Origin of the sequence: Tabrizicola caldifontis (assembly GCF_004762095.1) — a bacterium.
In the GTDB taxonomy this organism is placed as follows: domain Bacteria; phylum Pseudomonadota; class Alphaproteobacteria; order Rhodobacterales; family Rhodobacteraceae; genus Tabrizicola; species Tabrizicola caldifontis.
In genome coordinates this window covers 133,414-155,721 of sequence record NZ_SIJH01000012.1, presented here as the reverse complement: position 1 = coordinate 155,721, position 22,308 = coordinate 133,414, and the positions used below count along the sequence as shown (strand labels likewise).

Below are 22,308 nucleotides of genomic sequence, written 5' to 3'. Positions count from 1 at the left end.
CGCCAGCCTCCTGCTCCCGCAGGATCGCGATGATCTGCTCCTCGGTGAACTTCGATCTCTTCATGTCCGGTCCTCTCCTTGGGCCGGACTCTAGCATCAAGTGGACGAGTTATCGGGGGTCACAGCAGAGATGACGCTGGCCATCGCCGCGCGGGCAAGTTGAAAACGGGCGGCGCATGTCAGCGCCACCCGTTTGTTTTGTGCGCAGACCGCTCAGAACGCCGAGGTCAGGCCGGCATTGATCGCGCTGTGACGCGGGTTGAAGACCGAATCTGCAACGCTGTTCAGCGGTGCTTCCGTGCCTTTCGAGCCAAGCGGGATCGTCAGACCCAGTCGGATCGTGTCCATATTGCCGACGTCGGTGCCAAGCACCGACAGATCGGTCCGCGCCAGTTCCAGCGACACGGTCGAGTTGACACCGCCCATTTCGGGCAGGGCATAGCCCAGGCCAAGACCCATGGTCGTTGCGTCGGCCTCGATGAGGTCCAGGGACGTCTTGCTGACACCACCGAAGACCGAAATCTGGTCACTCACGGAATAGCTTGCCGCGAGGCCTGCGAAATCCAGATCGATGTCTATGCCGGGGGTGTCGATGGTCGTCCGCAGGAAGGCCGCACCCAGTGTCAGGCCTGCGACAGCGGAGTATTTCGCCGTAAACCCGAAATCCTCGAAATCAATATCAGGGCTGAGCGATGGACTTGTCTTCGACTGGCCAACGAAGGCACCGAATTCCAGACCTTCCATCTGGTAGCCGGCTGTGACCCCGGTCGATTTCAGCGAAATGTCGATCGGCAGGATATCCGCGCCAGCGTTCAGCTGCTCGTGATAAAGCCCAAGCGACATGCCACTTGCAAAGCCGTAGCCCCCACGCAGTCCGACGAAGTCGGCGCTAAGGTCGAAGGGAACGTCGTCGATCTTGACGCCGACATGGCCTGCATCGACGCCGAAAGTGAACCCGCTCTCAAAGGTAAAGTCCAGTCGCCCTTCAAGGCTGTTGGTCCGGATATCCTGCGAGATATCAGAAAGGTCGTGGAAACCAAGACCAAGAGTTGCCGCGCCAGAGAATGAAATGTCCTGCGCTGCGGTCAGCGTGGGTGCCGAAATCGCTGCAAGACACAAGAAAAGCTTGCCTGTCATTGTATGCCTCTCAGTTTATGCGCCAGAATTATCTGGCGGGTTATTGCATATTAACTTTTTGAGAGGCCGCCCGCACGTTCGCAACCTTGGGATCGGTTGCACCCGACAGCTTGGCAAACCCTGTACCAGATTTGCATCACCTGCCAAACCGCTGCCCTGCCGGGTGGACTAATGGCCGTGCCTCGCGACACTGCCTTCAGACCAGCCTCGACACCTCTACTGCGGCCCGGATGAAATCGGCAAACAGGGGGTGCGGGGCGAAGGGTTTTGACTTCAGCTCGGGGTGGAACTGTACGCCGATGAACCAGGGGTGATCCTTCACCTCGACGATCTCGGGCAGTCGGCCGTCCGGGGACATGCCGCTGAAGATCAGGCCGCATTTTTCAAGCTGGTCGCGATACTGGATGTCCACCTCATAGCGGTGGCGGTGGCGTTCCTCGATCGTGGTTGTGCCATAGACCTGCGCCGCCTTAGACCCTTCCTTCAGGTTGGCGGTGTAGGCCCCCAGCCGCATCGTGCCGCCCTTGGCGTCATCGGCCTTGCGGCGGACGGTGTGGTTGCCCTGGATCCATTCCTTGAGGTGATAGACAACCGGAGTGAACCGTTTTTCGCCGGCCTCGTGATCGAATTCCTCGGACCCCGCATTCGCCAGACCCACCAGGTTGCGAGCGGCCTCGATCACTGCCATCTGCATGCCAAGGCAGATGCCGAGATAGGGGATCTTCTTTTCCCGGGCATAGCGGGCAGCCTTGATCTTGCCTTCCGTCCCGCGTTCGCCGAAGCCGCCGGGGACAAGTATGGCGTGAAAGCGCTCCAACCAGGGCGCGGGATCTTCGCGTTCGAAGATCTCGGCATCGATCCATTCGGCGCGAACCTTCGTGCGGTTTGCCATTCCGCCATGGGTCAGCGCCTCGGCGATCGACTTGTAGGCGTCTTCCAGCTGCGTGTACTTGCCGACGATGGCCACGCGCACCTCGCCCTCGGGGTGGGTGAGGCGGTCCATCACGTCTTCCCAGCGGGCGAGGTTGGGTTTTGGTGCCGGCGTGATGCCGAAGGCGTCAAGCACCGCCTGGTCAAGGCCGGCGCGGTGGTAGGCAAGGGGTGCCTCATAGATGGTCTTCAGGTCGTAGGCGGGGATTACCGCCTCTTTCCGCACGTTGCAGAACAGCGCGATCTTTTCCCGTTCGCGGTCAGGGATCGGATGCTCCGAGCGACAGACAAGGACATCGGGCGCAAGTCCGATGCTTTGCAGTTCCTTCACGCTGTGCTGGGTGGGCTTGGTCTTGAGTTCGCCCGAGGCCGAAAGATACGGCAGAAGCGTCAGGTGCATCAGGATCGACTGGCCGCGCGGCCGTTCGTGGATGAACTGGCGGATCGCCTCGAAGAAGGGCAGGCCCTCGATGTCGCCGACCGTGCCGCCGATCTCGCACAGCATGAAATCGACCTCGTCGTCGCCGATCCTCAGGAAGTCCTTGATTTCGTTGGTGACGTGCGGGATGACCTGGATCGTCTTGCCCAGATAGTCGCCGCGCCGTTCCTTCTCCAGCACGTTGGAATAGATCCGGCCGGAGGAGATGGAATCGGTCTGGCGCGCATGCACCCCGGTAAATCGTTCATAATGGCCGAGGTCCAGGTCGGTTTCCGCCCCGTCGTCGGTGACGAAGACCTCGCCATGCTCGAAGGGCGACATCGTGCCGGGATCGACGTTCAGATAGGGGTCAAGCTTGCGCAGCCGCACGGTATAGCCGCGTGCCTGCAACAACGCCCCAAGGGCAGCAGAGGCCAGACCCTTGCCCAACGAGGAAACCACGCCGCCAGTGATGAAGATGTATCGCGCCAAGGCCGGGCCTCCCGTGTATCAAACGCGATTCGGGCCAGGTGGAATCGCGGCACCACGGGAGTTGAGGTATATCCGCTCCCGTCAGAATAGGCAACGCCCGCCGCTAGATGATGCGGGCATCACCGTGGTCGGAACCACAGATTGTAGCCTCAGGGCGTGCCTGACTGTCCGGTCGGGGCAGGTTCGTCGGCCCGGGGCGCTGTTGCGGGTGCATCGCCCACCTTCGGCGGGAGCAGGTCGCCGGTCAGGCCCGGGGGCAGGGCAGGGGCCTCCGTCGCGGGGGTCTGACTTGCCGGAGCCTCGGTTGAAACGCGATCGACGACCGATCCCTGGTTGGACCCGCGCGTGGCCAGGATTGTCAGCGTGATCGACGTGATGATGAAGCAGATCGCAAAAAGCCAGGTCAGCTTGGTCAAAGCCGTCGCCTGTCCGCGGGCCGACATCGCACCGCCACCGCCGCCAATCCCTAGGCCGCCGCCTTCCGAGCGCTGAAGAAGCACGACGCCGATAAGCAGCAGGGCAAGGATCAGGTGGATGGTGAGGACGACGTTTTCCAAGGGGCGCTCCAGCGGCTGACGCGCCTATCTAGGCGGAAGGGGGAGACTGTGCAAGCCTTCTGCCCTGCCCCTACCGACCCGGGCGCAAACTGACAGGGCATCGATCCGTGCCGGATTGGTGCGGCCGTCAATTCTGCGCGGCTGGCCCGTCTGCGAAACGCGGCGGTTCCATCGGTCGAAGTATCCACCGGAAATCATGGCCGATGAAGGGAAGCTTTGGGCAGACTGTCAAGGGCCGGGTTCGCGGGTCTGATCCCAGAGTTGGACCCCGGCGCCGCGCCTTAGTTCGCCGGGCGGTGGACATCGCCGCGCGATTGCCTATTGCCTATTGAACCTCTTCGGCGATTTCCGGGTTTCCCCCCCGCTTGCCGGTCGCTATACCCCGCATGGTTTGTGTCAGACTCGGGGAAGAAGATGGCCAACGTCGTCGTGGTGGGCGCCCAGTGGGGCGATGAGGGCAAGGGCAAGCTGGTCGACTGGCTGTCCGAGCGCGCCGACGTGATCGCCCGGTTCCAGGGTGGGCACAATGCCGGGCATACGCTGGTGATCGGCGACACGGTCTACAAGCTGTCTCTGCTGCCCAGTGGCATCGTTCGGTCGGGCAAGCTGTCGGTGATCGGCAACGGTGTGGTCGTCGATCCGTGGCATCTGGTGGCCGAGATCGAGAAGCTGCGCGGTCAGGGGGTCGAGATCACGCCCGAGAACCTGATGGTCGCCGAAAACGCAAGCCTGATCCTGCCGATCCACGGCGAACTGGACCGGGGCCGCGAGGCGCAGACTTCGGTGGCAAAGATCGGCACCACCGGGCGCGGGATCGGTCCGGCCTATGAGGACAAGGTCGGTCGCCGGGCGATCCGGGTGGCGGACCTGTTCGATGTGGCGACGCTGGATCTTCGGATCGGGCGGTTGCTGACCCACCACAACGCACTGCGGGCCGGTCTGGGGCTTGACCCGGTGGATCCGGAAAAGCTGAAGGCACAGCTGCTTGAGATCGCGCCCAGGCTGAAACCCTATGCCGGCCCGGTGTGGAAGGTGCTGAACGAAGCGCGGCGGACGGGCAAGCGCATCCTGTTCGAGGGGGCGCAGGGTTCGCTTCTCGACATCGACTATGGCACCTATCCCTATGTTACCTCTTCCAACACCATCGCCGGGCAGGCGGCGACCGGGACGGGGCTGGGGCCGACGGCCATCGACTTCGTGCTGGGCATCGTCAAGGCCTATACGACGCGGGTCGGCGAAGGTCCGTTCCCGGCGGAACTGCATGACGAGGACGGCCAGCGGCTTGGCGAACGCGGGCACGAATTCGGCACCGTGACCGGGCGCAAGCGCCGCTGCGGCTGGTTCGACGCGGTGCTGGTGCGGCAGACCTGCGCCACCTCGGGCGTGTCGGGGATCGCGCTGACCAAGCTTGACGTGCTGGACGGGTTCAAGCGGCTCAAGATCTGTGTGGGCTACGACCTGGGCGGGCAGCGGCTGGATTACCTGCCGATCGCCGCTGAAGAACAGGCGCGCTGCAAGCCGATCTACGAAGAGATGGAAGGCTGGTCCGAAACCACCGCAGGGGCGCGGTCCTGGGCAGAGCTGCCCGGCGCGGCGATCAAGTACGTGCGACGGATCGAGGAGTTGATCCAGTGCCCGGTCGCGCTACTGTCCACCTCGCCCGAACGCGACGACACGATCCTGGTGACCGACCCCTTCGCCGACTGACGGCGGGGGTTGACGGCCCTTTCGGAAGGATGAACATGGCTCTCAGCTACAAGGCCCGCAAGCGTTGGGCTCTGGTGATCCTGCTGGTCGGAATGCCGATTTATGTGGTGGTGGCCGTCAATCTGATCGACCTGATCGAGCGGCCTTCGGTTCCGGTCGAACTGGCGATCTATGTGGGGCTGGGCTTTCTCTGGGCCTTGCCGTTCCGGTTCATCTTTCGTGGTATCGGGCAAGCCGACCCCGATGCAAAGGCAGACGGGAACGACCCGTCCGCCTGATACCGGCCTGCTGCCCTGTCAGGCAAGACGCCGTGCTTCGGTCAGGTAGGGCGAATGTTCGGCCAAGGCATACTGACCACGGCTGACCTTTTCGATACGGCCGGTGCGCAGAAGCGTGCCGAAGCTTCGCAGACCTTCCTCGCGGCTGACCGGCTTGCCCCCGGCGCTGGCCATCAGACGGCGCATCAGTTGCGGCCGGGTGAACTGCTCGCGCTTTTCGACGCAGGTGGCATAGGCAGCGGCGGCCTCCAGCATGTCTGTCATCGACTTGACGCCGACCATGTCGGCGAAGCTGGCAAGCCCTGCCTCATGCACTTCGGGCAGATCCTCGTCCAGGTCTTCTTCGTCGTCGAAGTCGGTGGTGCCGGTCCGGGCTGGCTGTTCCAGCACGACCTTCTGTTGCGGCATCACCGTGCCGGACATGGCCGCGCCCACGCCGATCGCGCCGGTCAGGCGTCCGGATCGTGCGCCAGCCCCTGGCTGCGCATCCGCCGCGGGTTGTGCGCCCGGCACTGGTGCGGGCGTTGCCGGCGGCGCATCGATGCGGTCAATGCGCTGTTCCGACACCAGAACCAGTGGCGGCGGGCTGACCATGCCGGGACGGATCGTGCCGGGGCGGGTCTCCTGAGGGCGAACCGACACGGTCTTTCGGCGTGGCTTGACGTTGGTCGTGTCGGCTGCGGAAGGTTCGGGATCGGGCTGCACCACCTGTGCAAGGACATCGCGGTAGGGATCCAGCCTGGTCTCCACATCGGGCTTCGGCGGCTTTCCGGTCGCGGCGCGGTCCGCCTCGGTCGCCGCGACGGCAGCTTTCATGTGGGCGATCGAGTCAAGCCTGCGACGGTTGCCTTCTTCGGCCATGACATCATCGGCCTGACGAAGAAGGCGCGCCACCTCGGCATCTTCGCCGTCCGGCTTGACGGTGCGGGTTGCGCTTGCTTCCTCGGATGCTTCATCGCCGGGATGGATGCGCACCACCCGCGAGTTGACCCGCCTTGCCTTTCCGGCCTGTTTCGCCCCGGCGTGCGCAACGTCCTGGTCGGGCGAGGCTTCGGTCTCATCCGGTTCTGCGCTGCTGCCGAGGCCTGTATCCTCGCCAACGGCAGCGGCCTGCGAAAGGGCGGGCGCCTCTTCTGTCGCGGTGATCGTTTGCGCAAGATCGGTGGACTGGGCAGGCACATCATCTGTGCCTGGCGCCGTGCCATCCGCCATGGCTTCGGCAAGCGGATCCTCGAGCAAGGCCACGTCCAGGGTTGCCGGCGTCTCGGGGGAATCCTCCGGCAGGATGTCTTCGACGATCGAACCGGCCTCTGCCACGGTTCCGGCAGGCCCTTCGGCCGGCTCCTCTGAAAGGCTGGCGGCAATCCCCGTCTCGTCAGATGCGGACGGTGTTACTGCCGGCGTCGCAACGGGTTCGACATCGGGCAGATCGGCGGACTGAACAGCATCGGACACGTCCGAAAGAAGCAGCGCCTCGTCGGTTTCGACCAGCCAGCTGTCAACAGACGAGGCGTTTCCGGCTGCCTGCCCCGCGGGTTCCTCTGTGGCCTGCCCGGTCGTTCCTTCGTCGGGGGCGTGGAGCAGGGTGCCGAGCCGGCCGAGGATGTCGCTGCCGGCATCGGCCGCAAGGTCGGCGGTCAGATCCACCGCTTCGATATCGTCGCCGGCGGCCACGAATGGTGCCAGCGCCTCTTCGGCCATGGGGGCGGTGATCGACCGGGGATCAACTGACTGACGGATGCGCGCAAGCTTGGCCGCCACGCCGGAGGGGATGATTTCCTGCAATGCGGGTTCGGCTGAGACAGCTGCAAGTTCGGCGACCTTGGCCGCAGGGGCCGGTGCAGCGCCTTCCTGCGGAAGGCGCGGGCGGCCGGTGATTCGTGCCTTGGGGCCTTCGGCTTCTGGTTCGGGTCGCGGTCGAAGGGTTACGCCGGTGTCGCGCACCTTGGCGTCCACAAGGCGGGAAACCTCGCGTTCGGCGATGCGGTGCAGCATGGCAGCGTCCGGTTGCGGCGGTTCTGCCCCGAAATACCGATCTTCGGCCGCAAGGTCGCGGAAATATTCGGCGATTGCCTTCATCGTGTCGAATGGGTCATCGAAACCCTCCAGCGTGCAGCTGAATGTGCCGTAGGACACTGTCAGGATCTTGCTTTCACTGGTCATGACTGGACAGCCTCTCGCCTGGTCTGCGGAACATTCTACCCGCACCGCGCCCCAATGCATGGACAGACGTGGGTAATTTAATGAATTGATTGTGGCCGGACACCGAGAATCCTGCCTTAATTGGAGACAGTCTTTCATGAAGCCGCCGATTGTCCAGACGGACCGGGGAATTACCCTTGCGGGTGGCGGGCCGTTCGGGCGCCGAGACCTGTCGATGTGCCTGTCCCGCGCCCCGGTGCCGGTGGCTGCGGACAGCGGCGCTGACCGGTTGCTGCAACTGGGCGTCATGCCCGAGGCCGTGATCGGCGATTTCGATTCGCTTTCCGATGCAGCGCGATCCCGGATTCCCCGTGAACGTCAGCATGTTGTGGCAGAGCAGGTCACGACCGACTTCGACAAGGCCCTGCGATCCGTGTCGGCGCCGCTGATCCTTGCGCTGGGGTTTGCCGGGGCACGGCTGGATCATGGCCTGGCCGCGATGTCCACGCTGATTGCCCGTATAGAGCGGATCTGCATCCTGATCGGTCCGAAGGATTTCGTCTTTGCCGCCCCTGCGCGGCTGGAACTGGACATGGCACCGGGCGAGCCGCTGTCGCTGTTTCCCATGACAAAGGTGACCGGTATCAGCGCAGGGCTCGAATGGCCGATTCACGGAATCGATTTCGCGCCGGACGGCATGATCGGCACCTCGAACCGGGTCGTGGCGCAGCGGGTCGTGCTGGAGTTCGACGCCCCCGGGATGCTGGTGATCCTGCCCCGGCGGCGGCTGGACGCGGCGATCAGGGCGCTGCGGTCAGCGCCTCGGCCGCCCGCGCCCTGAGACGGGCCGACATCCGTTCGCGGTGGATGATGTATAGGCCCGACGAAACGATGATGGCGATCCCGGTCCAGGTCATCGCGTTGGGGAAGTCGCCGAAGATCAGGTAGCCCAGGATCACGGCGACGACGATTTCCGAATAGTGCAGAGGTGCCAGCGTGGCAGAGGGCGCGTATTTCAGCGCATAGGTCATCGACATGTGGCTGACCGAGGCCCAGAAGCCCACGCCCACCAGCCAAAGCCAGTTCAGCCCCTCGGGCCAGACCGGGTCGAGCGGGCCGATGCCCGAACCTTCGGCGAAGATCATCACCGGCAGACACATCAGAAGCCCCGTCCACGAGGTGTGGAACTGCATGGCGACCGGATGCATGAAGGCAGAGATCGACCGGGTCACGAGCATGTAGAAGGCGAAGAAGAAGGCTGTGCCCAGCGGCCATAGCGCGACAAGGCCGAAGACCTGGATCGAGGGCTGGATCACCAGAAGGGCGCCGCCGAACCCCACCGCGCAGGCGGCGATGCGGCGGGGGCCGACCTGGTCGCCGAAGATCAGGCTGCCGAGGATCAGAAGAATGAAGGGCTCGACAAAGGCGATGGCCAGCGCGTCGGCAACGGGCATCACGGCGATGCCCGATACGAAGGAAAAGGTGGACAGGATCAGGAAGAAGGCGCGCAGGACCGAGAACGCAAGCGCACGTGCCGTGAGCGCAAGAGACAGCCCCATCATCAGGACGATGGGCAGCATCAGCAGCCCCTGGACGATGAAACGGCCGGTGGTGATCTGGCCGACAGGGATGCCGCCTTCGGCCGCCAGCTTGGCCGAGACATCCAGCAGCGGCGCAATCGCACAGAACAGCAGCATCAGAAGGATGCCGCGAAGGGTCATATCCCGGGTCATGGCTCTGCCTAGCTTGGCGCCGCGTCCGCTTCCAGCCTGAAAGCGACATCGCATCGGCGGGTACTTGAGGGAAGAACGGTCGTGCCACGGGCCAAGAGCGCATTCCCTGGCGGCTTCCGCCAACGCGCCCGGACACCCCGAAGGCATGTCCCGACGGCAATTCCTTTCGCACTCAGCAGTTCGGGACGTTCACGGCCAGGCCACCAAGGCTGGTTTCCTTGTATTTCTCGTGCATGTCGCGGCCGGTCTGGCGCATCGTCTCGATGCAGACATCGAGACTGACCAGATGCTTGCCGTCACCCCGAAGCGACAGCGACGCGGCCGAGACCGCCTTGATCGCGCCCAGGCCGTTCCGTTCGATGCAGGGCACCTGCACAAGGCCCTTGACCGGGTCGCAGGTCATGCCGAGGTGATGTTCAAGCGCGATTTCAGCGGCGTTCTCCACCTGCTCGGGCGTCCCGCCCAGAACCGCGCACAGGCCTGCGGCGGCCATGGCGGCGGCGCTGCCCACCTCGGCCTGGCATCCGCATTCGGCGCCGGAGATGCTGGCGTTGTGCTTGCACAGGCCCCCGATCGCCGCAGCCGTAAGCAGGAAATCGCCGATCTTCGCCGGCGAGGCGCCGGGAACGTGGTCAAGCCAGTAGCGGATCACGGCCGGAACGACGCCGGCCGCGCCATTCGTAGGAGCGGTGACGACCTGACCGCCGGCGGCGTTTTCCTCGTTCACCGCCATGGCGTAAAGCGACATCCAGTCGTTGATTGTATGGGGCGGTGTAAGGTTCAGCCCGCGTTCCGCAATCAGCGCATCGTGGATGCCCTTGGCGCGCCTGCGCACCTTGAGGCCCCCGGGCAGGATGCCTTCGCCCTTCATGCCGCGGTCGATGCAGGCGTTCATCACCTCCCAGATCCGGGCCATGCCTCGGTCAAGTTCGTCAGCAGATCGGAACTTCAGCTCGTTCTGCCGTTTCATCTGCGCGATGGAAAGGCCGGAGGCGCGGGCCATCTCCAGCATCTCGGCGGCAGTCTCGAAGGGGTAGGGCACATCGGCCCGGGCCCGCGCCTTGGCGCCGCCGGCCTCGGCCAGTTCGGCCTCTGTCAGCACGAAGCCGCCACCGATGGAATAATAGGTTTCCTGAAGAATCACGTCACCCTGGGCGTCGGTTGCCTTCAGGATCATGCCGTTGGCGTGGCCCGGCAGCGCGGGGCCGAAGTCGAAATGCAGATCCTTGGCCGGATCGAAATGCAGTGAGGGCAGGCCCGGAGGCTCTATCCGCTTCGTCTCGCGGATGCGTGCCAGGGCAGCTTCGGCCTTTTCGGCATCGTAGGTGTCGGGCGCGAAGCCGGCCAGCCCCAGGATCGTCGCGCGGTCGGTGGCGTGGCCGACGCCGGTGAAGGCAAGCGAGCCGTGCAGCGAGGCGCGCAACCCGTGAAAGTGGAAGGGCGATGCGCGCATCAAGTCGAGAAAGCGCGCGGCGGCGACCATCGGCCCCATCGTGTGCGAAGATGACGGGCCGATGCCAACCTTGAACATGTCGAAGACAGAGAGGAACATCAGGGCCTCGGGTTGGTGAAGGGGGTGGGCCCAAGCGCATCGGCGGCGGCCACGCGCAGGGCGGCAGGGCGCGATTCATGTGCGGCAAGCACGGCTTTCAGCGCGGGAAAGTCCCGCAGGTCCAGACCGTAGGGCGGCGGAGGCAGCAGGATCAGCCAGCGCACCAGGATGCCGATGTAATAGCCCAGCACCCCCGGATGGTCGGGCGACAGCCAGCGCGGCGACTGGGTGGCCACCATGGTTTCGATCAGGCCGAGCCGTGCGATGATCTGGTCATGTGCGGCGGCCTGGGCAGCCTCGGTATTCGCCTCTCCGGCCGGGCGATGCGGGTAGAACATCGCCAGCGCCGCCTGATGCAGCGCATTCGAGGTGAAGAACAGCCATGACAGGAAGGCGCCCCGGTCGGGATCCCGGGGCCCGGGTCCGAGACGGCCGGTCTGGTCCACCAGCCACAGAAGGATCGCGGCGGTCTCGAAGATAGGGCCGTGTTCGGTTTCCAGTGCAGGGATAAGGCCAACCGGGTTGACCCGGCGATATTCCGGGCTGGCCAGCGCGCCGCCGTCGATGTCGGCCAGAGCGATGACGTGGGGCATCTCCAGCTCTTCCAGCGCGAGACGCACTATGGTTGAGGCAAAGTCGGGGGCGTGGTGCAGGATCAGGGTCACAGGACGGAGCCTTCCGGGGGGTTGGGCTGTTCGGGGCGGGTGAATGGGTGGGCGCCGAGACCCTCGGCCCGGGCGATGACGGGTGTCTCGACCCTGGCCTCCTGACCGTGTGCAAGCGCCCGCAGGGCGTCGAACACCTCCAGATCGAACCAGTGCGGACTTTCCGGCGGGTAGAGCGCCGCCCAGCGGCTCAAGGTGACCGCATAGGCGCCAAGTGGTGTGGCCGGGGCAAACAGCGCCGGGTGGCGGGTGGCGGCGTCGTTGATCAAGGCGAAATGGCGCTTCAGGCGCGCGGTCGTGATCTCGTGAAAGGCCGGGTGCGTGTCGGCCGGGGCATACTGGTGCGGATAGAAGACCATCCGCAGGTCGGCGTGAACGGTGTTCGACAGGAAGAACAGCCACTTCAGGAACACCGGCCGGTCGGCATGACCTGGCGCAGGCCCCAGCTGATGGGTATCGGCCAGCCACAAGAGGATGGCCCCGGTTTCCGAGATCGGCCCTTGCGGGGTTTCAAGGGTCGGGATCAGGCCGGTCGGGTTCAGACGGCGGTATTCGGGGCTGTCCTGCTGGCGGCGGGAGCGGTCCAGCAGAACAGTGCGATAGGGCAGCCCGGCACCATCGAGGACGAGCCTGATGATCAGCGAGGCGTTGTCTGGTGCGTAGTGCAGCGTGTACATCGGTTTCGCAGGCCCTGGTTGCGGCGAAGCTGCGCCAAGTCATCGCCGCTCGCTGGGCAAAAAGCGACTCTCTTCCGCACATATCGGATGCCTACGGTGCCAGGATCGTTTCCGGAACCGCAAGGACAGGCTTGCGGTATTGTGTTTCCTTCCATCCCAGCGCGATGTGTCCCGGCCGTGAATGTCCGGGCGCGACCTGACACGACGATCGGAACGGCGGACAGAACCCCCTCGCCCTGAACGAGCCTTTGCGCTAATGGGGGGAAAAGGGGAGTGATGCGATGACTGCCGAGCTTTCGCCTATGGACAAGGCAAAATATGCGGCCGCGCGCCGTTCGGTGGATTTTGTCGAGGACGGCATGAAACTTGGGCTGGGAACCGGCTCGACTGCCGCGTGGATGGTGCGCTGCCTGGCTGAGCGCGTGAAGACGGAGGGTCTGAAACTGACCTGCGTCGCGACCTCGCGGCGCACGGCGGAACTGGCGACCGGGCTCGGGATCCGGGTCGTTCCCATGGACGACGTGAAATGGTTGGATCTGACAATCGACGGCGCTGACGAATTCGACCCGCACCTGAACCTGATCAAGGGTGGCGGTGCGGCGCTGCTGCAGGAAAAGATCGTGGCCACGGCAAGCGACCGCATGATCGTGATCGCGGATGCGGCCAAGGAAGTGGCGCAGCTGGGTGCCTTTCCCCTGCCGGTCGAGGTGATACCCTTCGGCTGGCAGACGACGAAGGCGCTGATCGAGGAAACGCTTTACAGCCTCGATGTGCTGAATCGCGAGGTGAGCCTGCGCCTTGACCGCGACAAGCCGCTGAAGACGGATGAGGGGCATTACATCCTTGATCTGAATCTGAAGCGGATCGGCAACCCCCGCCAGCTGGCGCTTGTGCTGAACCAGATTCCCGGCGTGGTGGAGAACGGCCTGTTCATCGACATCTGCGACATCGTGGTGATCGGCAACGGCGACGGGCGGGTCACGGTGCGCGACATCAATTCCGGCATGGTAGAGGATGTCGCGATAGACGTGGCGCAGACCGTGAACATCTTCGCCGATCTCGGCGACTGAGCGGCGGCGGGCCTTGCCGGGGAAACGGCAGGGCGCGATGCCTGCAACCCCTTTCGTGTGCCCCGGCGCCTGACCAGCGTGCCGGGCGAAACAGCGGCAGACGGAATCGGAAATGACCTTCGACTACGATCTCTTCGTCATCGGTGGCGGCTCGGGCGGGGTGAGGGCGGCGCGCGTTGCGGCAGGTGACTGGGGCGCGAAGGTGGGCCTGGCCGAGGAAAGCCGGATGGGCGGCACCTGCGTCATCCGGGGCTGCGTGCCGAAGAAGCTGATGGTCTATGCCTCGGGCTTTCCGGCAGCCTTCGAAGAGGCCCGCGCCTACGGCTGGGAGATGTGGGATACCCGCTTCGATTGGGCAGCCTTCCGCGGCCGGCTGGAAACCGAACTGGACCGGCTGGAAAATGCCTATCGCAATACGCTGATCAATGCCGGGGTGACGCTTCACGACACACGCGCCACGCTTGTCGATCCGCACCGGGTGCGGCTTGCCACGGGGCAGGAGGTCACGGCCAAGCACATTCTGGTTGCCACGGGTGGCCGCCCATTCGTGCCTGACATTCCCGGGGCCGAGCTTGCCGTCACCTCGAACGAGATGTTCCACCTTCCCGCCCTGCCGGACCGTGCGCTGATCGTGGGCGGTGGCTATATCGCCAGCGAATTTGCCTGCATCCTGAACGGTCTGGGGGTGAAGGTCACTCAGGTTTACCGCGGTGCGCAGATCCTGCGCGGGTTCGATGACGAGGCACGCGGCCATGTCGCCACCGGCATGCAGGCCGCCGGGATCGAGATAAGGTGCGGCACCGACGTGATGCGGCTGGAACGCACATCGGGCGGCATCCGGGCGGTGACGACCGACGGGGCGGACCGGGAATATGACCTGGTGCTGTCGGCCACCGGCCGCCGGCCCAATACCGAAGGCCTGGGCCTGGCCGAACTTGGCGTCAGGCTTGGCCGCATGGGAGAAGTGATCGTCGACCGGTTCAGCCAGACTGCCGTGCCATCGATCCATGCCGTCGGCGACGTGACCGGCCGCATTAACCTGACCCCGGTGGCCATTCGCGAGGGCCATGCCTTTGCCGATACCGTCTTCGGCGGGCGTCCCACTGCCTTTGACCACGAACTTGTCGCCTCGGCGGTCTTTACGCAGCCCGAACTGGGATCGGTCGGCCTGACCGAAGAGGCTGCGCGCGAGCAGGAGCCGATCGAGGTTTACGCCACGGCCTTCCGTCCGATGCGCAGCGCCTTTGCCGGGCATGGCGACCGGGTTCTGATGAAGCTTGTCGTCAGTCGGGCAACGCGCAAGGTTCTGGGTTGCCACATCGTGGCGCCCGAGGCGGGGGAACTGATCCAGATGGCGGCCATTGCGATTCGCATGGGGGCGACGAAGGAAGACTTCGATCGGACCTGCGCGGTTCACCCCACCATGGCCGAAGAACTGGTCACGATGCGAAAACCGGTCCGAACGGCCTGATTGTGTCATTTCATCGGCTTGATTTCCGGGCAGAGATGCACAGCTAAGGCAACAGAAGAATAGAGAGGTTCTGATCAATGGCAGGAAGCGGAGGTCCCTGGGGGGGCGGAGGCGGTTCGGGCGGCGACGACCGGAACAGGGGCGGCGACGACGACCGTCGCGGCGGGCGTCGCGGCGACCCGGGCCCCCAGATCCCCGAGATCGACCAGCTGATGAAGCGCGGTCAGGAACAGCTGCGCGTGCTGATGGGCGGTCGCGGCCGGGGCGGCTTTGGCGGCGGTTCGGGCGGCGGCGCGGGCGGGCCGATGATCACCCGGCAGGGTGTCGCGCTGGGCGCACTGGCGGCGGTGGCGCTGTGGAGCTTCATGTCGTTCTACACGGTCCGGCCCGAAGAACGGTCGGTCGAACTGTTCCTGGGCGAAAGTGCGGGTGTGGGCAATCCGGGCCTGAACTTTGCGCCGTGGCCGGTCGTGACGTACGAAAAGGTCCAGGTGACGGGCGAACGGACGACCGACATCGGCATCTCTGCGGGCGGCAACGACAGCGGCCTGATGCTGACGCGCGACCAGAACATCGTGGATATCGGCTTTCAGGTGGTCTGGAACATATCGGACCCCGAGAAATACCTGTTCAACCTGGCCGACCCCGAGGACACGATCCGCGCCGTCAGCGAAAGCGCGATGCGCGACATCGTGGCGCGGTCGGAACTTTCGCCGATCCTGAACCGTGACCGGGGTGTGATCGCGGCGGACGTGCAGCAGTCGATCCAGGGCACGCTGGACAGCTACAATGCCGGCATCAACGTGATCCGCGTGAACCTGCAACGTGCCCAGCCCCCGCGTGAGGTGATCGACGCCTTCCGCGAAGTGCAGGCTGCTCAGCAGCAGCGCGACACCCTGGAGAAGGAGGCCGACGCCTACGCGAACCGCGTGACTGCGGGTGCCCGCGGCGCGGCAGCGCAGCTTCTGGAAGAGGCCGAGGCCTATCGCGCCCAGGCGGTCAACACTGCCCAGGGTGAGGCCGCGCGGTTCCTTTCCGTATACGAGGAATATGTGAAGGCCCCCGAGGTCACCCGGCGGCGGCTTTACATCGAGACGATGGAACGGGTGTTCGGTGGCATGAACAAGGTCATCCTTGACGGCGTTGCCGGCGGCGAGGGCGGACAGGGTGTGCTGCCCTTCCTGCCCTTGAACGAACTTGGACGGGGCACGACCGCACCCGCGGCCGCGTCTTCGACGGGAGGAACCAACTGATGCGCGCGATTGTCATTCTTCCCGTAATCGCCGTGCTCCTGGTGATCGGCCTGTCGTCGATCTTCATCGTGGACGAACGCAAGAAGGCGCTGGTGCTGCAATTCGGTCAGGTCGCCCAGGTGAAAGAGGATGCGGGCCTTGGCTTCAAGCTGCCCTTCATTCAGGAGGTCGTCTACTACGAAGACCGTATCCTCGGCCTGCCGACCACGCCGATCGAAGTCACGATGCTGGATGACCGCCGCCTCGTGGTCGATGCCTTCGCGCGCTGGCGCATCGTCAACCTGGTCGAGTTCCGCGAAGCCGTCGGCACCGGCGGCGAAACGGCGGCACTGCGGCGCCTTGAAGGAATCGTGAACCCCGCGATCCAGGAAGTGCTGGGTTCGGTGCCTTCGAACCGCGTGCTGTCGGAAGACCGCACCGCGCTGATGAACCGCATCCGCGACATCGCCCGGCGTCAGGCCGCCAACCTTGGCATCGAGGTGATCGACGTGCGCCTGACCCGCACAGACCTGCCCGAGCAGAACCTGGCGGCGACCTTCGCCCGCATGCGGGCGGAACGCGAACGCGAAGCGGCCGACGAGATCGCCCGCGGTGGCGAAGCGGCACAGCGTGTTCGCGCCGCCGCAGATCGGACCGTGGTCGAGTTGACCTCGGACGCCCGGCGTCAGGCCGATGTCATCCGCGGTGAGGCCGATGCGGAACGCAACCGGATCCTGGCGGAAGCCTATGGCCTGGATCCGGAGTTCTTCGCCTTCATCCGGTCACTGTCGGCCTACGAGGCCAGTCTGAAGGGCCAGAATTCGTCGATCGTGATGCAGCCCGACAGCGAGTTCTTCGACTATCTGCGCAGCGACAGGGCGCCTGCTGTGGCCGCGCCTGCCCCGGTGGCGCCCGCGGCACCATGAGCTTCGTGCTTCTGGCCATTGGGCTGGTGCTTGCCGTCGAGGGGCTGGTGCTTGCACTGGCCCCTCGCCGCATCGAGGATGCGCTGCGTCTGATCCTGACCTTCAGCGAGGAACGCCGGCGGATGATCGGGCTGGGCGCGCTGGCCCTGGGTGTGGTTCTGGTCTGGCTGGCGCGCGGCGGGTGACAAATTCCTTCACATGGCCTTGATGCCTTGTGACGGGGTTTGCATTGCGCCGCCGCTTCACTAATTGTTCTTTCGTCCGTGTCTCGCCGGGCGCGACCAGCGCGTCCGCCACTCCGACCGATGAACAGGAGTCAACGTCGTGCCCGATCTTACCCCCTCAATCCGCAACGCGCTTCGGTCCAGCACGCTTCTGGCGCTGGTTCTGGGCTTCGGTCTCAGCCTCGCTCCGGCCGCCGAAGTGCAGGCGTTCGGGGCGCCGGAAAGCTTTGCCGACCTGGCACAGCAGGTCAGCCCGGCGGTCGTGAACATCACCACCTCGGCGCTAGTCGCCGCTCCGACGAACGGAATGCCGCGTTTGCCCGAGGGCAACCCGTTCCAGGACTTCTTCGACGATTTCGGTGGGCCCGGTGGCGGAGGTGGTGCGCAGCGGTCCGAAGCCCTGGGTTCGGGTTTCGTGATCTCGGAAGACGGCTACATCGTGACGAACAACCACGTCATCGAAGGCGCCGATGAAATCATGATCGAGTTCTTTTCGGGCAAGAAGCTTCCCGCCAAGGTCGTGGGCAAGGATCCCAAGACCGACATCGCGCTGCTGAAGGTCGAGGCGGGCGAGCCTTTGTCCTTCGTGACCTTCGGTAATTCCGACCTCATGCGCGTGGGCGATTGGGTCATGGCGATGGGCAACCCCCTTGGCCAGGGGTTCTCGGTCAGCGCCGGGATCGTTTCGGCCCGCGGCCGCGAGTTGAACCGTGGGGCATATGACGACTACATCCAGACCGATGCCGCGATCAACCGCGGCAACTCGGGCGGCCCGCTCTTCAACATGGACGGGCAGGTGATCGGCGTGAACACGGCAATCCTGTCCCCGAACGGGGGGTCGATCGGGATCGGCTTCTCGATGTCATCCAATGTCGTGGCGAAGGTTGTGGATCAGCTGAAGCAATTCGGCGAAACGCGCCGTGGCTGGCTGGGCGTGCGCATCCAGGACGTGACACCGGATGTCGCCGAGGCGATGGGCCTGGCCGAGGCCGCGGGGGCGCTGGTGACACAGGTGCCGGACGGTCCGGCAAAGGAAGCCGGTGTGCTGGCAGGGGATGTCATCACCGGTTTCGATGGTCAGCCGGTGACCAGCGCGGGTGACCTGACCCGTCGTGTGGCCGATGCCCCGATCGGAAAGGCCGTGCCGGTGATCGTTCTGCGGAACGGCCGGACCGAGACGCTTTCCGTGACGCTTGGCCGGCGCGAAGAGGCCGAGGCCGCGGCCGTTCCTGCGTCCGCGCCGGGCGCCGATGAGCCGAAGCAGACCGAGACGCTTGGCCTGACGCTTGCACCTCTGGATGACGAGATCCGTTCACGCCTGGGGCTGGAAGCCTCGGCGCAGGGGCTCGCAATCCTGGCGGTGGATCCGTCATCCGAGGCCTTCACGAAGGGGTTGCAGGAAGGCGAGGTGATTACCGAAGTCGGGCAGCTCCCAGTTACAGGACTTCAGGATCTTGAGGATCGGATCGCCGAGGCCAAGGCTGCGGGCAGGAAGTCGATTCTTGTCATGGTCCGCCGCGGTGGTGATCCGCGCTTCGTCGCTCTGTCGATCGAATAGTGGCAGGTTGAACCGACATGGCGGCGGGCGTTGTCTTGCCGCCAAGAGGCGCAGGATCAGCTTGTGCCGACGAAGGTGCCTGGTGGGGTCTTCAGGGTTGATCGCCCGCCCGCACACCGTCGGGACGGAAGCCGGGGTCCAGAAGGTGGTCGAGCAGCGGGGAAAGATCCTCGATAAGCTCGGCGACCACGTGAACCACCCCTGCCTCGCGTTGCAGCCGTCCGGTGACGCGCAGCAGCCGCCCGGCGATCACCGCGCGGCGGAAACGTTCGTAGACCTGCGCCCAGACGACCACATTTGCGGTGCCCGTCTCGTCCTCCAGCGTGACGAAGATCACCCCCTTGGCCGTGCCCGGCCGCTGCCGCACCAGAACCAGCCCTGCCACCGTGACCCTTGCGCCATGCGGCGGCTCGGCAAGCCGTGCGGCAGGCAGGGCCAGGGGCGGGCGGGGCCAGTTGCGGCCAGGGGGCGGGGGACAATCAGGCATAGGAACAATAATAGAACATCCGCGAGCAGCGGCAAGCGCCGCGCCCCTCTGGCAAAGCCGCGGAATTTGGCCTATGTCCAATGCCAAAGACCCCCCGGGAGACGAGAATGGCAAAGATCACCTATGTCGAACACTCCGGCCGCGAACATGTCGTGGACGTGCCGAATGGCCTGACCGTGATGGAAGGCGCGCGCGACAACGGCATTCCGGGGATCGAGGCCGATTGTGGCGGTGCCTGCGCCTGTTCGACCTGCCATGTCTATGTCGATCCCGCCTGGGTGGACCGGCTGCCCCCCAAGGACAGCATGGAGCAGGACATGCTGGATTTCGCATGGAACCCCGACCCGGTGCGGTCGCGCCTGACGTGCCAGCTGAAGGTTACCGACGCGCTTGATGGGCTGCGGGTGCAGATACCGGAAAAGCAGATCTGAGCCAAGGCGCGCCGATGACGTCATGTCCTTGCCGGCCGGCAGGGACAGGGCGTCGAACGAACAGGGGGTCAGTCGCCGGGTTTGGCCAGCCGTTCGGCCTTCTTGCGCACCAGGACCGAGCGCAGGTCGTGCATAGTCAGCAGCAGCACGTCCGTCACCGCCTCCAGCTGTTCGTCCGTCGCCCGCGACTGCGCCCATTGCGTCGTCAGGTTCAGGTGATCGACCGTGCGCAGGATGTCATCCACCTCGCGCGCCGCAAGCTGGGCCTGACGGGCCGCAATCCAGTTCTTGATCGCGGCCATGTCCGCATCGGTCAGCGTGACATTGCCATGCGGCTTGATGTTGCCGTTCCTGACGTTCACCACCGCGATCTCGTCCATCTCGATCCGGCGCTGGCGGTTTTCCGTGCCGACCCGGAAGACCACGGCACCGTTCTCGCGGACGCGAAAGTAGTACTCGGGCAACTCGATGCTCATGCATGACTCCGGTATGGCTGGGCGGCACCACCACGCCCGCCATTCCTTCCCCAGTGCGGCCGGTCCGTCAAGCCGTGCGGATCAGACCAGAGAGGCACAGAAGCGCTGGATCCGGGCGCAGGCCTCGCGCAGCACCTCGTCCGAGGTGGCATAGCTGACGCGGAAATTCGGCGACAGGCCGAAGGCTGCGCCAAAGACCACGGCAACGCCGGTTTCCTCCAGAAGCGCAGTCGCGAAGACCTCGTCGTTGGTGATGACGGTGCCTGCTGGCGTGGCCTTGCCGATCAGGGCCGAGATGTCGGGATAGACATAGAAGGCGCCTTCCGGTTTCGGGCAGCGGATGCCCGGCGCCTGGTTCAGCATCGACACCACCAGATCGCGCCGCCCCTGGAACACCCGACGCCAGTCGGCCAGAAAGTCCTGCGGTCCCGACAACGCCTCCAGCGCGGCATACTGGCTGATGGAACAGGGGTTCGACGTCGATTGCGACTGGATCGTTCCCATGGCCTTGATCAGCGCCACGGGGCCGGCAGCATAGCCGATCCGCCAGCCGGTCATCGCATAGGCCTTGGATACGCCGTTGCAGGTCAGCGTGCGGTCGTAGAGGCCGGGTTCCACCTCGGCCGGGGTGCAGAATTCGAAGTCATCGAAGACGAGGTGTTCATACATGTCGTCAGACATCACCCAGACATGCGGATGGCGCATCAGAACCTCCGTCAGCGCCTTCAGTTCGCTGCGCGTGTAGCCCGCGCCCGTCGGGTTCGAAGGGCTGTTGAAGATGAACCACTTGGTCTTCGGCGTGATCGCGGCTTCCAGCTGGTCGGCCGTCAGCTTGAACCCGGTCTCGATCCCCGCCACGACCGGCACCGGCGTGCCGCCGGCCAGCAGCACCATGTCGGGATAGCTTACCCAGTAGGGCGCAGGGATGATGACCTCGTCGCCCGGATTCAACGTCGCCATCAGCGCGTTGTAGAGGATCTGCTTGCCGCCGGTGCCCACCGATACCTGCCCAGGCGTGTAGGTCAGGCCATTTTCCTTCAGGAACTTGGCGCAGATTGCGGCCTTCAGCTCGGGGATGCCATCGACCGCCGTATAGCGCGTGCGCCCGGCATCGATCGCGCGTTTGGCAGCCTCGCGGATGTGCTCGGGCGTGTCGAAATCGGGCTCGCCCGCGCCCAGTCCGATCACGTCTCGGCCCTCGGCCTTCAGCTGTGCCGCCTTGCTGGTCACGGCGATGGTGGGCGAAGGTTTGACGCGGGAAAGCGTGTCGGACAGGAAGGCCATCGGCGGTAACTCCGTCAGGCGGTTTGCGATTTTCGGCTGCAGGTCTTAGGGTGGCCCCCCAACCGACACAAGCGATATCGCAGTAAGGAGAGGCCTGATGGCGGAAAGCAGCCCCGAAACCCCGCAGAACGACTGGTATGCCCCCGACGTGGCAACCTTCGGCGACCGACTGGCCGGCGCGCGCGAGGCTGCGGGCCTGACCCAGGCAGATCTGGCCCAGCGTCTGGGGGTTCGCCTGACCACCTTGCAGAACTGGGAGGAAGACCTGGCCGAGCCGCGGGGCAACCGGTTGCAGATGCTGGCTGGAATGCTGAACGTCTCGATAGGCTGGCTGCTGACCGCTGAGGGCGACGGTCTGGCCGGCCCCGATGCGGGCCCCATACCCCTGACGCCGGCGGCCGAGGCAACCTTGGCCGATCTGCGGCGTATGCGGGCGCGTGCCCTGGAGCTTGCCGAGGATCTGGCGCAGCTAGAGCGTGACATGCGGCAGGCGATGCGCTCTGCGGCCTAGGAAGACGGTGCTGACATGACGGGCGAGACGGTGGAAACACGGCTGAAGCGGATGTCGATGCGGTCCTGGAGGCGGGGGACCAAGGAAATGGATCTGATCCTTGGCCCCTTTGCCGATGCGCATCTGGCCAGTCTGGACGAGACGGACCTCGCCACCTACGATGCGATCCTGTCAGAGAACGACCAGGATCTGATGGCCTGGATCCTTGGCCAGTCGGCGCCCCCGCCGACGCTGGCGCCGTTGCTGGAACGGATCGCCGCTTTCGCCCGCGCGCGGCTTTTCCGGGATATCTGAGGCAGGCGTCAGCGAAGTTTACGGAATGTTTTCCGGTTGTGCCGATTCTGTGCCGA

The 22,308-nt window shown here is 65.0% G+C and carries 23 protein-coding genes; 12 read left to right on the top strand and 11 right to left on the bottom strand.

The features are described from left to right. Positions 1 to 213: 213 nt before the first annotated feature. The 3 genes from EYB42_RS11955 to secG form a co-directional block, all read right to left on the bottom strand. Entirely contained in the window at positions 214 to 1,137 is a 924-nt protein-coding gene (locus EYB42_RS11955; protein ID WP_135450337.1) for a porin, read from the bottom strand. A 196-nt stretch (positions 1,138 to 1,333) separates the two neighbouring features. After that, positions 1,334 to 2,977 carry a CTP synthase gene (locus EYB42_RS11950; RefSeq protein ID WP_135450336.1) on the bottom strand — a complete coding sequence of 548 codons (1,644 nt, stop codon included), beginning with the start codon at positions 2,975 to 2,977 and terminating at the stop codon, positions 1,334 to 1,336. Positions 2,978 to 3,126: 149 nt separating this feature from the next. After that, positions 3,127 to 3,534 carry a preprotein translocase subunit SecG gene (gene secG, locus EYB42_RS11945; protein WP_135450335.1) on the bottom strand — a complete coding sequence of 136 codons (408 nt, stop codon included), beginning with the start codon at positions 3,532 to 3,534 and terminating at the stop codon, positions 3,127 to 3,129. Positions 3,535 to 3,948: 414 nt separating this feature from the next. On the opposite strand from secG, the gene EYB42_RS11940 reads away from it, so the two are divergent. Together EYB42_RS11940 and EYB42_RS11935 are read left to right on the top strand one after the other, a co-directional pair. Further along, positions 3,949 to 5,241, top strand: coding sequence for an adenylosuccinate synthase (locus tag EYB42_RS11940; RefSeq protein ID WP_135450334.1), 1,293 nt, complete (start codon positions 3,949 to 3,951; stop codon positions 5,239 to 5,241). 35 nt (positions 5,242 to 5,276) lie between these two features. Next, the gene (locus EYB42_RS11935) at positions 5,277 to 5,519 is read left to right on the top strand and encodes a DUF2842 domain-containing protein (RefSeq protein ID WP_135450350.1); all 243 of its coding nucleotides are present in this window, start codon (positions 5,277 to 5,279) and stop codon (positions 5,517 to 5,519) included. An 18-nt stretch (positions 5,520 to 5,537) separates the two neighbouring features. Here the strand turns inward: EYB42_RS11935 and EYB42_RS17485 are convergent, their stop codons facing one another. Continuing rightward, positions 5,538 to 7,682: a hypothetical protein gene (locus EYB42_RS17485; protein ID WP_205909981.1), complete on the bottom strand. Its 2,145-nt coding sequence runs from the start codon at positions 7,680 to 7,682 to the stop codon at positions 5,538 to 5,540. A 136-nt stretch (positions 7,683 to 7,818) separates the two neighbouring features. Between EYB42_RS17485 and EYB42_RS11925 the strand changes: the two genes are divergently transcribed. Next, entirely contained in the window at positions 7,819 to 8,502 is a 684-nt protein-coding gene (locus EYB42_RS11925; protein WP_135450333.1) for a thiamine diphosphokinase, read from the top strand. Here EYB42_RS11925 and EYB42_RS11920 read toward each other — a convergent pair. From EYB42_RS11920 to EYB42_RS11905, 4 genes are all read right to left on the bottom strand, one after another. Continuing rightward, a complete protein-coding gene (locus EYB42_RS11920; RefSeq protein ID WP_240784128.1) occupies positions 8,462 to 9,394 on the bottom strand; it encodes a DMT family transporter in 933 nt (310 codons plus the stop codon). The genes EYB42_RS11925 and EYB42_RS11920 overlap by 41 nt on opposite strands. Positions 9,395 to 9,566: 172 nt before the next feature. Next, on the bottom strand, positions 9,567 to 10,946 hold the full coding sequence (locus EYB42_RS11915; RefSeq protein ID WP_135450332.1) for an L-serine ammonia-lyase: 1,380 nt from the start codon (positions 10,944 to 10,946) through the stop codon (positions 9,567 to 9,569). Next, on the bottom strand, positions 10,946 to 11,611 hold the full coding sequence (locus EYB42_RS11910; RefSeq protein ID WP_240784126.1) for a glutathione S-transferase family protein: 666 nt from the start codon (positions 11,609 to 11,611) through the stop codon (positions 10,946 to 10,948). The genes EYB42_RS11915 and EYB42_RS11910 overlap by 1 nt, the downstream gene beginning before the upstream one ends. After that, positions 11,608 to 12,288 carry a glutathione S-transferase family protein gene (locus EYB42_RS11905; RefSeq protein WP_135450331.1) on the bottom strand — a complete coding sequence of 227 codons (681 nt, stop codon included), beginning with the start codon at positions 12,286 to 12,288 and terminating at the stop codon, positions 11,608 to 11,610. The genes EYB42_RS11910 and EYB42_RS11905 overlap by 4 nt, the downstream gene beginning before the upstream one ends. Positions 12,289 to 12,569: 281 nt before the next feature. Here EYB42_RS11905 and rpiA point away from each other — a divergent pair, with 281 nt between their 5' ends. The 6 genes from rpiA to EYB42_RS11875 all read left to right on the top strand — a co-directional run bounded on the left by rpiA (position 12,570) and on the right by EYB42_RS11875 (position 18,769). Further along, a complete protein-coding gene (gene rpiA, locus EYB42_RS11900; protein ID WP_135450330.1) occupies positions 12,570 to 13,358 on the top strand; it encodes a ribose-5-phosphate isomerase RpiA in 789 nt (262 codons plus the stop codon). A gap of 112 nt (positions 13,359 to 13,470) precedes the next feature. Further along, positions 13,471 to 14,829 (top strand): glutathione-disulfide reductase, encoded by a 1,359-nt coding sequence (gor, locus tag EYB42_RS11895; RefSeq protein WP_135450329.1) that lies wholly within the window; start codon positions 13,471 to 13,473, stop codon positions 14,827 to 14,829. A 77-nt stretch (positions 14,830 to 14,906) separates the two neighbouring features. Continuing rightward, positions 14,907 to 16,082 (top strand): FtsH protease activity modulator HflK, encoded by a 1,176-nt coding sequence (hflK, locus tag EYB42_RS11890; protein ID WP_135450328.1) that lies wholly within the window; start codon positions 14,907 to 14,909, stop codon positions 16,080 to 16,082. Next, positions 16,082 to 16,987, top strand: coding sequence for a protease modulator HflC (gene hflC / locus EYB42_RS11885; RefSeq protein WP_371685766.1), 906 nt, complete (start codon positions 16,082 to 16,084; stop codon positions 16,985 to 16,987). The genes hflK and hflC overlap by 1 nt, the downstream gene beginning before the upstream one ends. Next, complete coding sequence (locus EYB42_RS11880; RefSeq protein ID WP_135450326.1) at positions 16,984 to 17,172, top strand: DUF2065 domain-containing protein; 189 nt, start codon at positions 16,984 to 16,986, stop codon at positions 17,170 to 17,172. The genes hflC and EYB42_RS11880 overlap by 4 nt, the downstream gene beginning before the upstream one ends. 139 nt (positions 17,173 to 17,311) lie before the next feature. Further along, positions 17,312 to 18,769 (top strand): Do family serine endopeptidase, encoded by a 1,458-nt coding sequence (locus tag EYB42_RS11875; protein WP_240784124.1) that lies wholly within the window; start codon positions 17,312 to 17,314, stop codon positions 18,767 to 18,769. Between the two features lie 91 nt (positions 18,770 to 18,860). Here EYB42_RS11875 and EYB42_RS11870 read toward each other — a convergent pair whose 3' ends face one another. Then, complete coding sequence (locus EYB42_RS11870) at positions 18,861 to 19,256, bottom strand: OB-fold nucleic acid binding domain-containing protein (RefSeq protein ID WP_135450325.1); 396 nt, start codon at positions 19,254 to 19,256, stop codon at positions 18,861 to 18,863. 107 nt (positions 19,257 to 19,363) lie between these two features. On the opposite strand from EYB42_RS11870, the gene EYB42_RS11865 reads away from it, so the two are divergent. Beyond that, positions 19,364 to 19,687: a 2Fe-2S iron-sulfur cluster-binding protein gene (locus EYB42_RS11865; RefSeq protein WP_135450324.1), complete on the top strand. Its 324-nt coding sequence runs from the start codon at positions 19,364 to 19,366 to the stop codon at positions 19,685 to 19,687. A gap of 68 nt (positions 19,688 to 19,755) precedes the next feature. Here EYB42_RS11865 and EYB42_RS11860 read toward each other — a convergent pair whose 3' ends face one another. Beyond that, positions 19,756 to 20,163, bottom strand: a complete 408-nt coding sequence (locus tag EYB42_RS11860; RefSeq protein ID WP_135450323.1) for a hypothetical protein — start codon at positions 20,161 to 20,163, stop codon at positions 19,756 to 19,758. A gap of 81 nt (positions 20,164 to 20,244) precedes the next feature. After that, positions 20,245 to 21,447: a pyridoxal phosphate-dependent aminotransferase gene (locus EYB42_RS11855; protein ID WP_135450322.1), complete on the bottom strand. Its 1,203-nt coding sequence runs from the start codon at positions 21,445 to 21,447 to the stop codon at positions 20,245 to 20,247. A 97-nt stretch (positions 21,448 to 21,544) separates the two neighbouring features. Between EYB42_RS11855 and EYB42_RS11850 the strand changes: the two genes are divergently transcribed. Next, positions 21,545 to 21,958, top strand: a complete 414-nt coding sequence (locus EYB42_RS11850; protein WP_135450321.1) for a helix-turn-helix domain-containing protein — start codon at positions 21,545 to 21,547, stop codon at positions 21,956 to 21,958. A gap of 15 nt (positions 21,959 to 21,973) precedes the next feature. After that, positions 21,974 to 22,252, top strand: coding sequence for an FAD assembly factor SdhE (locus EYB42_RS11845; RefSeq protein WP_167851006.1), 279 nt, complete (start codon positions 21,974 to 21,976; stop codon positions 22,250 to 22,252). Positions 22,253 to 22,308: the final 56 nt, after the last annotated feature.

Excerpts from the sequence above, each read along its gene's own strand:
- EYB42_RS11955 (WP_135450337.1), bottom strand. The coding sequence starts at position 1,137 with ATGACAGGCAAGCTTTTCTTGTGTCTTGCAGCGATTTCGGCACCCACG.
- EYB42_RS11940 (WP_135450334.1), top strand. The coding sequence starts at position 3,949 with ATGGCCAACGTCGTCGTGGTGGGCGCCCAGTGGGGCGATGAGGGCAAG.
- EYB42_RS11935 (WP_135450350.1), top strand. The coding sequence starts at position 5,277 with ATGGCTCTCAGCTACAAGGCCCGCAAGCGTTGGGCTCTGGTGATCCTG.
- EYB42_RS17485 (WP_205909981.1), bottom strand. The coding sequence starts at position 7,682 with ATGACCAGTGAAAGCAAGATCCTGACAGTGTCCTACGGCACATTCAGC.
- EYB42_RS11925 (WP_135450333.1), top strand. The coding sequence starts at position 7,819 with ATGAAGCCGCCGATTGTCCAGACGGACCGGGGAATTACCCTTGCGGGT.
- EYB42_RS11920 (WP_240784128.1), bottom strand. The coding sequence starts at position 9,394 with ATGACCCGGGATATGACCCTTCGCGGCATCCTTCTGATGCTGCTGTTC.
- EYB42_RS11915 (WP_135450332.1), bottom strand. The coding sequence starts at position 10,946 with ATGTTCCTCTCTGTCTTCGACATGTTCAAGGTTGGCATCGGCCCGTCA.
- EYB42_RS11905 (WP_135450331.1), bottom strand. The coding sequence starts at position 12,288 with ATGTACACGCTGCACTACGCACCAGACAACGCCTCGCTGATCATCAGG.
- rpiA (WP_135450330.1), top strand. The coding sequence starts at position 12,570 with ATGACTGCCGAGCTTTCGCCTATGGACAAGGCAAAATATGCGGCCGCG.
- gor (WP_135450329.1), top strand. The coding sequence starts at position 13,471 with ATGACCTTCGACTACGATCTCTTCGTCATCGGTGGCGGCTCGGGCGGG.
- hflK (WP_135450328.1), top strand. The coding sequence starts at position 14,907 with ATGGCAGGAAGCGGAGGTCCCTGGGGGGGCGGAGGCGGTTCGGGCGGC.
- hflC (WP_371685766.1), top strand. The coding sequence starts at position 16,082 with ATGCGCGCGATTGTCATTCTTCCCGTAATCGCCGTGCTCCTGGTGATC.
- EYB42_RS11880 (WP_135450326.1), top strand. The coding sequence starts at position 16,984 with ATGAGCTTCGTGCTTCTGGCCATTGGGCTGGTGCTTGCCGTCGAGGGG.
- EYB42_RS11870 (WP_135450325.1), bottom strand. The coding sequence starts at position 19,256 with ATGCCTGATTGTCCCCCGCCCCCTGGCCGCAACTGGCCCCGCCCGCCC.
- EYB42_RS11865 (WP_135450324.1), top strand. The coding sequence starts at position 19,364 with ATGGCAAAGATCACCTATGTCGAACACTCCGGCCGCGAACATGTCGTG.
- EYB42_RS11860 (WP_135450323.1), bottom strand. The coding sequence starts at position 20,163 with ATGAGCATCGAGTTGCCCGAGTACTACTTTCGCGTCCGCGAGAACGGT.
- EYB42_RS11855 (WP_135450322.1), bottom strand. The coding sequence starts at position 21,447 with ATGGCCTTCCTGTCCGACACGCTTTCCCGCGTCAAACCTTCGCCCACC.
- EYB42_RS11850 (WP_135450321.1), top strand. The coding sequence starts at position 21,545 with ATGGCGGAAAGCAGCCCCGAAACCCCGCAGAACGACTGGTATGCCCCC.
- EYB42_RS11845 (WP_167851006.1), top strand. The coding sequence starts at position 21,974 with ATGACGGGCGAGACGGTGGAAACACGGCTGAAGCGGATGTCGATGCGG.